The sequence below is a fragment of the Thioclava sp. DLFJ4-1 genome (genome assembly GCF_002020145.1).
Taxonomy (GTDB): domain Bacteria; phylum Pseudomonadota; class Alphaproteobacteria; order Rhodobacterales; family Rhodobacteraceae; genus Thioclava; species Thioclava sediminum.
In genome coordinates this window covers 1-11,723 of sequence record NZ_MPZT01000010.1, presented here as the reverse complement: position 1 = coordinate 11,723, position 11,723 = coordinate 1, and the positions used below count along the sequence as shown (strand labels likewise).

Annotated in this window: 12 protein-coding genes; 4 read left to right on the top strand and 8 right to left on the bottom strand. The window is 64.5% G+C overall.

Features of this window, described 5'->3' with window-relative positions; genetic code table 11:
* The 6 genes from iolC to iolG form a co-directional block, all read right to left on the bottom strand.
* On the bottom strand, positions 1 to 1,346 hold a 1,346-nt coding region (iolC, locus tag BMI85_RS20905; RefSeq protein ID WP_078602689.1), incomplete at its 3' end, for a 5-dehydro-2-deoxygluconokinase.
* Positions 1,343 to 2,467, bottom strand: coding sequence for a Gfo/Idh/MocA family oxidoreductase (locus BMI85_RS20900; RefSeq protein ID WP_078602688.1), 1,125 nt, complete (start codon positions 2,465 to 2,467; stop codon positions 1,343 to 1,345). The genes iolC and BMI85_RS20900, both read right to left, overlap by 4 nt.
* A 65-nt stretch (positions 2,468 to 2,532) precedes the next feature.
* On the bottom strand, positions 2,533 to 3,354 hold the full coding sequence (locus BMI85_RS20895; protein ID WP_078523445.1) for an ATP-binding cassette domain-containing protein: 822 nt from the start codon (positions 3,352 to 3,354) through the stop codon (positions 2,533 to 2,535).
* Between the two features lies 1 nt (position 3,355).
* The gene (locus BMI85_RS20890; RefSeq protein WP_078602687.1) at positions 3,356 to 4,459 is read right to left on the bottom strand and encodes an ABC transporter permease; all 1,104 of its coding nucleotides are present in this window, start codon (positions 4,457 to 4,459) and stop codon (positions 3,356 to 3,358) included.
* A 128-nt stretch (positions 4,460 to 4,587) separates the two neighbouring features.
* Positions 4,588 to 5,517: a sugar ABC transporter substrate-binding protein gene (locus BMI85_RS20885; protein ID WP_078523447.1), complete on the bottom strand. Its 930-nt coding sequence runs from the start codon at positions 5,515 to 5,517 to the stop codon at positions 4,588 to 4,590.
* Between the two features lie 144 nt (positions 5,518 to 5,661).
* On the bottom strand, positions 5,662 to 6,657 hold the full coding sequence (gene iolG / locus BMI85_RS20880) for an inositol 2-dehydrogenase (RefSeq protein ID WP_078602686.1): 996 nt from the start codon (positions 6,655 to 6,657) through the stop codon (positions 5,662 to 5,664).
* Positions 6,658 to 6,829: 172 nt separating this feature from the next.
* Between iolG and BMI85_RS20875 the strand changes: the two genes are divergently transcribed.
* Positions 6,830 to 7,852 (top strand): LacI family DNA-binding transcriptional regulator, encoded by a 1,023-nt coding sequence (locus tag BMI85_RS20875; RefSeq protein ID WP_078549663.1) that lies wholly within the window; start codon positions 6,830 to 6,832, stop codon positions 7,850 to 7,852.
* Positions 7,853 to 7,925: 73 nt separating this feature from the next.
* Here the strand turns inward: BMI85_RS20875 and murB are convergent, their stop codons facing one another.
* Together murB and BMI85_RS20865 are read right to left on the bottom strand one after the other, a co-directional pair.
* Positions 7,926 to 8,990: a UDP-N-acetylmuramate dehydrogenase gene (gene murB, locus BMI85_RS20870; RefSeq protein ID WP_078602685.1), complete on the bottom strand. Its 1,065-nt coding sequence runs from the start codon at positions 8,988 to 8,990 to the stop codon at positions 7,926 to 7,928.
* The gene (locus BMI85_RS20865) at positions 8,987 to 9,637 is read right to left on the bottom strand and encodes a metalloregulator ArsR/SmtB family transcription factor (protein ID WP_078602684.1); all 651 of its coding nucleotides are present in this window, start codon (positions 9,635 to 9,637) and stop codon (positions 8,987 to 8,989) included. The genes murB and BMI85_RS20865 overlap by 4 nt, the downstream gene beginning before the upstream one ends.
* Before the next feature lie 117 nt (positions 9,638 to 9,754).
* On the opposite strand from BMI85_RS20865, the gene BMI85_RS20860 reads away from it, so the two are divergent.
* The 3 genes from BMI85_RS20860 to BMI85_RS20850 all read left to right on the top strand — a co-directional run bounded on the left by BMI85_RS20860 (position 9,755) and on the right by BMI85_RS20850 (position 11,291).
* Positions 9,755 to 10,357, top strand: a complete 603-nt coding sequence (locus BMI85_RS20860; RefSeq protein ID WP_078602683.1) for a superoxide dismutase — start codon at positions 9,755 to 9,757, stop codon at positions 10,355 to 10,357.
* A 62-nt stretch (positions 10,358 to 10,419) separates the two neighbouring features.
* A complete protein-coding gene (fdxA, locus tag BMI85_RS20855; RefSeq protein WP_078523452.1) occupies positions 10,420 to 10,758 on the top strand; it encodes a ferredoxin FdxA in 339 nt (112 codons plus the stop codon).
* A gap of 2 nt (positions 10,759 to 10,760) precedes the next feature.
* Entirely contained in the window at positions 10,761 to 11,291 is a 531-nt protein-coding gene (locus BMI85_RS20850) for a flavin reductase family protein (RefSeq protein ID WP_078602682.1), read from the top strand.
* Positions 11,292 to 11,723 lie beyond the last annotated feature (432 nt).

Sequence of the window (11,723 nt, the reverse complement as noted above, 5' to 3'; positions counted from 1 at the left end):
GGGCCAAGCTGCGGTTCGAGCTCCAGCGGGCGGCTCCCGGGCCATTCGCAGGGCCGCCCGATCCAGAGGCCCGAGCCGGAGGCCGCATGCAGCGCCGCGCGTCCGATCCGGTCATCGCAGAGAATACCATAACCCGGACGCCCGTCCTGCACCTGGGTTGCCGCCGACAGGCACAGCTCCTTGAACGCCCCACCCTTCTCGCGCGTGTAGCCCGGCATCTCTTCGAGCTGCATCCGGTGATCGAAGGCGAAGACCCGGTAATCGGGCCAGTCGGGCAGCGAGCGCGTGTGGCGGTTGGTCGACCAGTGGATCTGCTCCAGCTCCGCATCGTTGCGCAGATCGGGTTGCTTCACCCCGCGCTTGAGGAAGAATTCCAGCTCGGTCAGCGAGGGATAGGCGGGCGTGCAGCCATGGCGCGAGACCGCAAACGCCCCGCAGGCATTGGCGTATTCCAGCGCCTTCGGCCAGCTCTCGCCATCGAGCCAGCCCTTCATCAGCCCCGAGAAGAACCCGTCCCCCGCGCCCAGCACGTTGAACACCTCGATCGGGAAGCCCGGGCCGGTCTGGCCGTCATCGAGGCTGTCGGGAATATCGCCCTCGAAAGCCACCGCGCCGGCGGCTCCGCGTTTGCACACGAGCGTGGCATCGGAGACGTTGCGCACCGCGCGCAGCGCCGTAATCGTATCGGTCGAGCCGCCCGCGATGTGGAACTCCTCTTCCGTGCCCACGATCAGGTCGAAATGGTGCAGCGTGGCCATCAGGCTCGACGTCACTTCGGCGCTCTCGACGAAGCGGCTTTCGCCCTCGCCATGGCCCGCGACGCCCCAGAGGTTCGGGCGGTAGTCGATGTCGAGCGCGGTCTTGGCGCCATGCTTGCGGGCCAGCTCCAGCGCCTTCAGCACCGCCGCCCGCGTGCGCGGATGCGACAGGTGCGTGCCCGTCGCGAGCACCGAGCGCGTCCGCGCGATCAGCGCCTCGTCGATATCCTCCTCGCTCAGCGCCATATCCGCGCAGTTCTCGCGATAGAAGATCAGCGGGAACTGTTCTTCATCGCGGATGCCGAGGATCACCAGCGCCGTCAGCCGCTCCGGATCGGTCGCCACGCCGGTCACATCCACGCCCTCGCGCAGCAACTGCTCGCGGATGAAGCGGCCCATATGCTCGTCGCCGACCCGCGTGATCAGCCCGGACTTCAGCCCCAGCCGCGCCGTCCCGCAGGCGATGTTCGTGGGCGAACCGCCGATATACTTCTCGAACGAGCCCATATCCTCCAGACGCCCGCCAATCTGCGCGCCATACAAATCAACGCCAGCCCGCCCAATCGTGATCACGTCGAGGTTTTTCATGCCATATCTCCGATCCGGATCGGGGCGCCGTTCGAGCGCGCCATCGCGTGAATCACCCTCTCGATCTCCAGACCGGCGGCGAAATCGGGGCCGGCATTCGGCCCGCCCGCGATGGCTGCGCACAGGTCGCGCGCCTCGATCACTTTCTGTTCGTTGAAGCCGAAATTATGCCCCGGCGCGGGGCAGAAGGCGGCGAAATCGGGCTGATCGGGGCCGGTCAGGTGACGGGTGAAGCCCGCCTCGCCGGCGCGGTGCAGCCACAGCTCGTTCATGTTCTCCTGATCGAAGACCAGCGTGCCATCCGATCCATGGATCTCCCATTGCAAACGACACTTCCGCCCCCGCGCGACCCGCGATGTGGCGAACGAGCCCTGCGCGCCGCTCGCGAACCGGATCAACGCCATCGCGCTGTCCTCGTTCTCGACCGGCTTGGGGCCTTCGGAGGAGGTGCGCTCGGGGATCGCGATCTGGGTCATCGCGGTCAGCTCCGCGACCGGCCCCATCAGCGCTACCATCTGCGACACGAGGTGGCAGCCCAGATCGCCCAAGGCGCCCAGACCACCAGCCTCGCGCGTCATCCGCCACGACCACGGGAGGCGCGGGTCGGCGGAATAGTCTTCGTCATAGACGCCCCGGAAGGCGCGCGGCGTGCCGATCGCACCGTCCGAGATCAGCTTGCGCGCCATCTGGAAAGCGGGCGACCGAAGGTAGTTGTAACCGAGGATCGTGACCTGCCCGGGATGCTCCGCGGCAAGGGCGGCCATCGCCCGCGCATCTTCCAGCGTCAGCGCCATCGGCTTTTCCAGCCAGACATGCTTGCCCGCACGCAGGGCGGCCTCGGCCATCGGGCGGTGCAACCCGTTGGGCGCAGTGATCGAGACCACATCCACCGCCGGATCGGCGCAAGTCGCCTGCCAATCGTCGCTGCCACGCGCGAAGCCGAACTGCTCGGCGAAGGCGCGGGCCTTGTCCGCCGGTGTATCGCAGAGGATCTCCAACCGGGGATGCGCGCCGCCGAAGACGGTCGCGAGGTTGCGCCACGCCATCGCGTGACATTTGCCCATGAAGCCGGTCCCGATCAGGGCCACGCCAAGCGGAGTTTCGGGCATCGGAAGCGCCATGTCACCCTCAGTTCCTGTCGTCATTGCAGTCCGTGGCAGGGGCACGTCGCACCCCTGCCCGCGTGTCAGATCGTGCCGCCGAGCGAGCCTTCGAGCTGTGCCATCTCCTGGCCACCGGCCATCAGATCCTGCAACTCGTTCGGCGTGATCTCGCCCCGGGTTGCGGTGCCCAGCGTCTTGCCGCGATTGAGCACGGTGAAGCGGTCGCCCACCGCCATCGCATGGCGCACGTTATGGCTGATGAACACGACACCCACGCCCTGCTTGCGCACCTTGTCGATCGTGGCGAGCACGTTCGAGGTCTGACGCACGCCAAGCGCCGAGGTCGGCTCGTCGAGGATCAGAACCTTCGCGCCGAAATAGACCGCGCGGGCGATGGCAACGGTCTGGCGTTCGCCGCCCGAGAGTGTACCCACTGCCTGATCGGGACCGCGCAGGTTGATGCCCATATTGCGCATCTCCTCGACGCAGACCTCGTTGGCCCGCGCCACGTCGAAGCGCTTGAACGGGCCCGCCCCTTTCGTGGGCTCGCGCCCCATGAAGAAGTTGCGTGTCACGCTCATCAGGGGGATCATCGCGAGGTCCTGAAACACCGTGGCAATCCCGGCCTCCATCGCATCGCGCGGGCTCGAGAAGTTCATCGGCTTGTCCTCGAACAAGATCTCGCCCTCGGTCGGCTTGTGCACGCCCGACATCGTCTTGATGAAGGTCGATTTGCCCGCGCCGTTATCGCCGAGAAGGCAGTGACACTCGCCGGGGCGGATATCGAAGCTGACACCGGCCAGCGCGATCACGTTGCCGAAGTGCTTCTTGATGCCGCGCATCTCGAGGATGGGTTTGGCGTCATCAGCGACTGCGCCGTGGTGGAATGCGGTCTCAATTTCCATATCAGCGTTCCCCCGTCACGCGCTTGCGGATCACGTTGTTGAAGATCACGGCGAGCAGCAGCATCCCCCCCAGGAAGACCTGGAACCAGTCCTGATCGATCGAGGTGTAGGTCAGGCCGATCACGACCATGCCGAAGATGATCGAACCGAAGAAGGCGCCGATCGCCGAGCCGTAACCGCCGGTCAGCAGCGAGCCCCCGATCACCGCGGCGATGATCGCCTCGAATTCTTTCTGGAAGCCGCGACGCGCATCGGTGGAGCCCGCGTCGATCACGGTCATGATGGCGACGAGCGCGGCGCAGCAGGCGGTCACGATGAAGAGCGTCGTCTTCACCCGGTTGACCGGCACGCCCGAATTGGAGGCCGCGTTCTTGTCGCCGCCGGCTGCGAAGATCCAGTTGCCGGCAGGGGTGCGCAGCAGGATCCAGGTGGCAAACAGCGCGATACCGATGAACCACAGGATCTCGACCGGCACGCCCGGCACTTTCGGCGCGCCCGACTTGAACGTGTCGATCCAGCCCCATTCGGCGAGCTTCGCGAAGAGACCCGTGAACGCGTCGCCCGAGAAGAACGGCGCCAGCCAGTCATCGCCCACCGCATCGCGCACGCCGCGCAGCTGGGTCGAGCCGCCAGTCAGATATTTCAGCCCGACGAGCGACAGGCCACGCAGGATGAACAGGAAAGCCAGCGTCACGATGAAGGAGGGCAGGCCCGTGCGGATCACCAGCTGCCCGTTCACCACGCCCATCATGCCAGCGAAGATCAGCGTGCCGGGAATGGCCACGATCAGCGGCAGTCCCAGATTGACCACGAGCGCGCCGAAGATCATCCCCGCGAAGGCCACCATCGAGCCGATCGAAAGGTCGAACTCTCCCCCGATCATCAGAAGCGACGCGCCGATGGCGAGAATGCCGAGCTGGGCCGCGGGCGTCAGGAAGTTCATGATCCCCGAAAGGGTGAACATCGACGCATTGGCGGTGAAGAGAAAGAAGATCGTCACGAGAATGAGCCCGGCGATCGCGCCCAGTTCGGGCCGCTTCATCAAGCGCGCGAGAAGAGTCTCCTCGCGAACGCGCTCGTCGGTAACCGTGGAGTCGGCAGGCATTATACCCTCCCTGAGAATGCTGGTTCGTGGCGCTTTCGGTTCCGCGACCGCCCGCGGTGGCGCCGGTGGGATGCGCGCGCGCATCAAGGGGCTCGCGCGCATCCCCGTATCAACTCATCCGATGTGGATCAGCGAATGCCCTTGGCCGACAGGTCGACCACCTGAGCCGCCTTGTCCTTGGTGATCAGGTTCGGACCCGAAGCGACGTTCGACGCCGGGATCAGGCCGTATTTCGCGTTGAGCGCGAGGAACGACACCGGCAGATAGCCTTGGAGATACTGCTGCTGGTCGATCGCGAAGGCCGCGTCACCATTCTCGACATCCTTCAGGAAACCCGGGGACAGATCGAAGCTCGCGACGTTGATCTTGCCGCCACCTTCACCCAGCGCCTTGACCGCCTTGACCGAGGGTTCGCCCGCCGTCGCCGCACCCAGCGCCAGCACGGTGTCGATCGACGTATCGGATTGCAGGGCTGCGCGCACCTTGGCCTCGATATCCGCCGGATCATTGGTGGTCGGCAGCACTTTCACCTGACCACCGAAGCCCTTGGCGAAACCGGCGCAACGCTGGTCGAGCGAGACATTCCCGACCTCCTGGTTGACGCAGAGCCCGTTCTTGCCACCCATCTCCTTGAGCTTCTCACCCGCGCGTTCACCCGCGGTGAATTCGTCCTGACCGACATGCAGCAGCGCACCCAGCGATTTCGACACATCCGATCCGGCATTCATCGTGATCACCGGAATGCCTGCGGCAACGGCCCGTTTGATCGACGGGCCAAGCGCGTCCGCATCGGGAACCGAGACGACCAAACCGTCGGGCTCCTGGTTCACGGCGGCGTCGATCAGCTGGCTCATCGCGACCATGTCGAAGGTCTCGGGCGAGCGGTATTCGACGTTCACGCCGGTATCCTTCGCCGCCTGTTCGACGCCGTTCTTCACGACCGACCAGAACGGGTCGTTGGCCTGCCCGTGCGAGACCACGACGATATCCGTCGCGAATGCCGGTGCAGCGAAAGCCACGGCGGTGGCCGCAACTGCAGCACGCAGAAACTGTTTCATGTGATCCTCCCAGATTCACTTTCTGTTTGTCACCGCACCGCGCTCCTCCATGTCGCGTCCGATGCGGCCCGGCCGATCCCTTCGGCCTTTGAACCACAGGCACCTCCTCGCGCCTGCGATTTCCGTCCACTCCGAGGCAGCGCCTCAGAGCGTCGCCAGATCGACGGCTTCCCCCATCTTGGCGGATTTCGTTGCGGCCTCGGCCATCGCGAGCGCGGCCACGCCATCCTCGAGCGTCACGGGCATCGGTCGACCCTCTGCCAGAGCGGTGACGAAGGCGTCCCATTCCGCGGCATAGGCGGGCATGTAACGTTCGAGGAAGAAATAGGTGGGCTTGGCCGAAGAGACGCCGGCCACGGTCGATTTCGAGACCGTGTTCTCCAGCATGTTGGCCGCGGTCAGCAGACCCTCCGAGCCCAGCAATTCGACGCGCTGATCGTAGCCGTAGACAGCCCGGCGCGAATTCTTGATCACGGCAATGCGCCCGTCGGCATAGCTCAGCGTGACCACCGCCGTATCCACGTCGCCCGCCTCCCCGATCGCCGGATCGACGATGGAGGAACCGACGGCGCGAACGCTGACCGGCGCGCTATCCATGATGAAATTCGCCATGTCGAAATCATGGATCATCATATCGCGGAACAGACCGCCCGAGACCTTGATGTAGGAGACCGGCGGCGGCGCAGGATCGAAGGACGTGACCGAGAGCAGCTCGGCTTTGCCGATCTCTCCGGCGTGGGCGGCAGAGCGCAGCGCGCCGAAATTCGGGTCAAACCGACGGTTGAAGCCGATCATCACGGGCTGGCCGGTTTTTGAAACCGCCGCGAGGCAGGCTTTCGCCCGTTCAAGCGATAGATCGACCGGCTTTTCGCACAGCACGGCCTTGCCTGCTGCCGTCGCCTTCTCGATCAGATCCGAATGGGTGTCGGTCGAGCTGGCGATCAGCACAGCGTCGATGTCGGGATTGGCGATGATCTCCTCGGAACTTGCCGCTTTCGCGTCGTATTTCGCGGCGAGCGCCTGCGCCGCCTCCGCGTTCACATCCGAGACCGAGACGAGCGTGCTGCCCGGATGTCCGGCAATATTTACCGCATGCACCTGACCGATACGGCCGGCGCCCAGCAACCCGACTTTCAACATGCATTCCTCCCAGAACCGATCCGATTCGACCGATGACTGGCGCTAACATCATCCGTTTTGCACGCGCGTGCAAGAATTTTTTGCACGCGCGTGCAAACGGGACTCCGCTGCCGCTCTTTTCTGTGTGTATGCTGGCAAGAAAGCTGATAGGTCAGCTTTTGAGGAGAACCCGATGAGCGACGTGCGCAGACCGAATTTCGAAAACAACATCACCGCCGATGATGTCGCCGAAGCTGCCGGTGTCTCGCGCTGGACGGTCAACCGGGCCTTCAAGAAGGACGCGTCGATTTCGCCCAAGACCCGGACCAAGGTGATGGAAGCGGCGAGCAAGCTCGGCTACGTGCCCGATCTGCGCGCAGCCGCACTGGCCTCGGATCGCTCGAACCTCGTAGCGCTGCTGGTCGATGACTTCGCCAACCCGCATAAACTGGTGATGATGGAGCGGCTGACCCGCATCCTGCGCAAGCATGGCTGGGATACGCTTCTGGTGAACACGCTCGACCGCGACGATGCGGGCCATGCGATCCTCAACGCCAGCCAGCGCCGCGTCGATGCCGCGATCCTGATCGGGATCCAGTTCGACGATGAGGTTCTCGAGACCGCTCTGCACGCCCGACGATTCCACAAGCTGATTATATTCGCGCGCACCTCGCGCCATCCCGACACGATCTCGATCGCGGTGGACGACGCTGCCGCGATGCAGGAGATCGCCGCCTATGTTGCGGAACAGGGCTATCGCCGCCCGCTCTTCCTCGCGGGTCCGCGCACCTACTCCGCGCATCTGCTGCGCAAGGAAACCTTCCTTGGCTGCTGGGAGCGGCGTTTCGGGACCATCCCCGAATTCGCTGAAGTGCCCGCCTATGACCCGATCCTCGCCGAGCAGGTCGTGACCCGGATTCTCACCGATCGCCCGCGCGACGAAATGCCCGACATCCTCGTCTGCGAGAACGACGCGCTCGCCATCGGCGCGATCGACGTGATCCGCCACAAGCTCGGCCTGCGCATTCCCGAGGATATCGCGGTGACGGGCTTCGACGACGTGCCGCAATGCCAGAGCCCGAATTACGCATTGACCACCTATCGCCAGCCCCTGACGGAGATGGCCGAATATCTGGTCGAAGTACTCGAAAGCAGCGAAGACCGCGACTTCGACCGCGCGTTCAAGGGCAAGCTCGTCCCCCGCGCAAGCGCCTGACGCCGCAGGGCAAGCGCATCGGTCGACGGGGATAGAGGGCTGATCATTCGCGGTGCGACGCACGCATGTCGGCTCAGCGCCCGATCAATGCCGGTTCCTGCACGAGAGAGACACCGAAGCGTGCGCGGACCGTCTCTCGGGCATGATCGGTAAGCGTGATGACGTCCTCGACCGTCGCACCGCCGAGGTTCACGAGGATCAGCGCGTGCGCTTCAGAGAATCCGGCACCGCCCCTGCGGATCCCCTTCAGGCCGCAGAGATCGAGTAGCCTTGCCGCCGAGAGCTTCACGCCGCCCGGCACCGGATGCCCCGGGACGTCCCCCAAGCGTCGCGCGGTCGCGACCGAAACGATCGGGTTGTGAAAGAAAGACCCGACATTGCCGATGTCCCTCCAGTCCGGGATCTTCGCCGCGCGTTGGGCCAGAACGGCTTTCATGATCCCGTCCGGGCTGAGCGGGCCGGGCAGGTCGGCCAGACCGGCATAGCCAAGGTTCGGCTGCCAATCCGTGGGCAGCCGAAGCGTGACCCCGGTGACGAGCTCAACGCCCGGCCTCTCCTTGAAACGGCTGTGCCGATAGGCGAAGCCGCAGTCGCGCGCCGAAAGGCGTCGAGCGGTCCATGTCTCCGTGTCGATAATGTCGACGCTCTCGACCAGATCCTTCAGCTCCACTCCATAGGCGCCGATGTTCTGGGCTGGGGCCGCGCCGACGGTGCCCGGTATCCCGGCAAGGTTCTCGAGGCCGCCGATACCCTGCTCCACCGTCCAGCGCACCAGGGCATCCCAGTTCTCACCCGCCTTTGCCGTGACGCGCACACCATCGGAAGCACGCGTCACGCTGCGACCAAGCAATCCGTTGATCCCGACCACGCCGTCGATCTCTTCGGCCAGGACGCAGTTGCTCCCGCCGCCCAGAAGGTGAAACGGCAGGCCGAGACGCCCGGCATATTGCGCGGCGGCGATGATCTCGGCTTCTGTGTGCAGCACCCCGCCGAACCGGGCCTGCGACCGCAAGCCCAGCGTGTTGCGGCGGCCCAAGTCGAACGCTGCCTTCAGCGGTGTCGGCGACTGCGTGACGGGGGGCGTCCACGCACCGGGCCTGCCAGCGCGCGCAACGTCGGTCCGCCGCTCCGCGCTCATGTCACGGCGTCGCGGATGACATAGGTGCAGCGGCGACCGCCCTCGACGATATGTTCAACCCGCTCGACCGAGACATCCTCGCCCAAAACAGCCTTGAACACCGCCTGTTCGGCCCGACAAAAGCCCTGACAGAAAGTCGCCGCGGCGCAGATCGGACAATGGTTCTCGACAAGGAGAAGGGTACCGTCCGCATCACGCTCGGCAGATGCCATGTAGCCTTCGGCGTTGCGCAGCTCGGCCAGCTTCTCGACCCGTGCAGCCAGATCGCCACAGCCCGTCATTTCCGCCTCGTAGAGCGCCTGCGTCGTCGCCTCTCGGGCCTCGATGATGCGCTCGAGCGCCTCCTCCCCCAGAACACCGGAAATGCTGCGCAGAATTTCCACGGTCAGCGCAGCATGCGTGTCCGGAAACCGAGCCTGCCCCTTTTCGCTCAGATGCCAAAAAACCGCAGGTCGCCCACGCCCGGAGGCGCGACGTTCATCTGCGACCAGCCCGTCCTCGGCGAGTTTCAGCAGTTGCTGCCGCGCGGCCTCCCCGGTGGTGCCGAGGCGGGCCCCGACCTGCGCCGAGGTCAGCGCCCCGTGCATCTTCAACGCCATCAGGATGCGCTCAGAGGCGGAGCGCGGCGACCAGCCTGAATCTTCCATCGCGTATTTTTCCAAGCTATCGCTTGACATATTCGCCTCAATCTTTTTCAAAGCACTTACTTGATTAATTAACCCGCCGCAGGCTGCGGCGCAACCACCCCCCGCAGGAGACCTGACATGGCTTTCGAACTTCCCGCACTGAACTTTTCCCATTCCGCGCTTGCTGACCGCGGCATGAGCCAGGAAACGCTCGAACTACACCACGACAAGCACCATCAGGCCTATGTGACGGCGCTCAACGGCTTCGTCGAGAAGACCGCCGACCTTCAGGGCAAGACTCTGGAGGAGATCGTCGTCGCCACTTACGGCGATCCCGCACGCGACGGCATCTTCAACCAGGCGGGACAGCACTGGAACCACATCCATTTCTGGAACGCCCTTTCGCCGCAGGGTGGCGGCATTCCCGGCGCACTCGAGTCGCGACTGATCGCCGATTTCGGTTCTGTCGACGATTTCAAAGCGGCGTTCAAGGCCGCAGCAACCGGGCAATTCGGTTCGGGCTGGGCCTGGTTGATCCAGAAGCCGGACGGAAGCCTCGGCGTGACCAAGACGCCCAACGGGGTGAACCCGCTCGCCACCGGCGAGGGCACGGCGCTGCTGGGCCTCGATGTCTGGGAACACAGCTACTACGTCGACTTCCGCAACCGTCGGCCGGACTACGTGACGAACTTCCTCGACAATCTCGCAAATTACGAGTTCGCGGCGTCGAACCTCGCCTGATGCACCGAGCGCCGTGCGCACCACCTGCGCACGGCCTCTTCCAAGCTCATGAGCCCCTCCCCATGACATACGTCGTCACCGAAAACTGCATCGCCTGCAAATACATGGATTGCGTCGAGGTCTGTCCGGTCGATTGCTTCTATGAGGGCGAAAATGCTCTCGTGATCCATCCCGATGAATGCATCGACTGCGGCGTCTGCGAACCCGAGTGCCCCGCCGACGCGATCCGCCCCGACACCGATCCTGACGGCGAAGGCTGGGTCGACTTCAACCGTAAATATGCAGAGGTCTGGCCTGTCATCGTCGCGATGGGCACCCCGCCCGCGAATGCCGACGAGATGGATGGCGTGCCGAACAAGCTGCAAACGCATTTCTCGCCCGAGCCGGGGCAAAAAGGATAGTCATGAGCACTGAACTCTCACAGGCTTCCTATGCGATGATCGACGCCGGGCTGGACACGCAAGCTGCGTTCCGCGAGGCGATGTCTGCGCTGGCCGCAACCGTTTGCGTTGTGAGCGCCGCGCGGGACAGCGACCGCGTAGGGCGCACCGTCACCGCAGCGCTCTCGCTGGCGGTCGATCCGCCGTCGCTGCTGGTCTCCATCGACTCCGGCGCCCGCCTGACATCGCTGATCCGCGCGCAGGGCGGGTTTTCCTTCGCGATGCTGCAAGCGGACCAGCAGGCGGTGGCCGAGGCTTTTGCCGGCAAGGTCGCGCCGGAGGAGCGGTTCGAGCACGGCGCATGGGACACCTGGCCCTCCGGCCACCCGCGCCTGCACGGTGCCGTGGCCACGATGGACTGCGCCCTCGTCGGAGAGATCGAGACGACCGATCACGTGCTGTTCGTCGGGCGTCCACGGAAGATCGACCTCTCCGCAAACGCCAAGCCACTGGTCTGGCACGGACGTCAGTTCAAAACCATCACCCCGCTGTGACGGCTTCGACAGCCCCAAGGTCACGGCGGATTACGCCCGCTAGGGCTGTGGTGCCTCGTTCCGCTACATCACCGGCGTGCCGGAATGGTACGCGGCGCACAAGCCTTCCAATACGCTCGCAGGTTCAAGATCTACCTAGCAACGCAACCGGTCGACATCCGAACAGGGATCGATGGGCTTGTTAACTCCGTTTCGGGGAATTTTGATCTCGCCCCTTTCTCAGGGGGCTTCGTCGTGTTCCGCTTTAAGTAACGGGACAAGATCAAGATCAGCTTCCGCATTGCTTCCACTGTGTTTGTCGCAACGCAAAAAGCCTCGCGGGGGCGAGGCTAGGCGTTTGATATGGTTTAGAAGATTTGGTTGCGGGAGTAGGATTTGAACCTACGACCTTCAGGTTATGAGCCTGACGAGCTACCGGGCTGCTCCATCCCG

Bases quoted from the DNA above. Each gene is read 5' to 3' on its own strand.
- BMI85_RS20900 (WP_078602688.1), bottom strand. From the start codon at position 2,467: ATGGCGCTTCCGATGCCCGAAACTCCGCTTGGCGTGGCCCTGATCGGG.
- BMI85_RS20895 (WP_078523445.1), bottom strand. From the start codon at position 3,354: ATGGAAATTGAGACCGCATTCCACCACGGCGCAGTCGCTGATGACGCC.
- BMI85_RS20890 (WP_078602687.1), bottom strand. From the start codon at position 4,459: ATGCCTGCCGACTCCACGGTTACCGACGAGCGCGTTCGCGAGGAGACT.
- BMI85_RS20885 (WP_078523447.1), bottom strand. From the start codon at position 5,517: ATGAAACAGTTTCTGCGTGCTGCAGTTGCGGCCACCGCCGTGGCTTTC.
- iolG (WP_078602686.1), bottom strand. From the start codon at position 6,657: ATGTTGAAAGTCGGGTTGCTGGGCGCCGGCCGTATCGGTCAGGTGCAT.
- BMI85_RS20875 (WP_078549663.1), top strand. From the start codon at position 6,830: ATGAGCGACGTGCGCAGACCGAATTTCGAAAACAACATCACCGCCGAT.
- murB (WP_078602685.1), bottom strand. From the start codon at position 8,990: ATGAGCGCGGAGCGGCGGACCGACGTTGCGCGCGCTGGCAGGCCCGGT.
- BMI85_RS20865 (WP_078602684.1), bottom strand. From the start codon at position 9,637: ATGGAAGATTCAGGCTGGTCGCCGCGCTCCGCCTCTGAGCGCATCCTG.
- BMI85_RS20860 (WP_078602683.1), top strand. From the start codon at position 9,755: ATGGCTTTCGAACTTCCCGCACTGAACTTTTCCCATTCCGCGCTTGCT.
- fdxA (WP_078523452.1), top strand. From the start codon at position 10,420: ATGACATACGTCGTCACCGAAAACTGCATCGCCTGCAAATACATGGAT.
- BMI85_RS20850 (WP_078602682.1), top strand. From the start codon at position 10,761: ATGAGCACTGAACTCTCACAGGCTTCCTATGCGATGATCGACGCCGGG.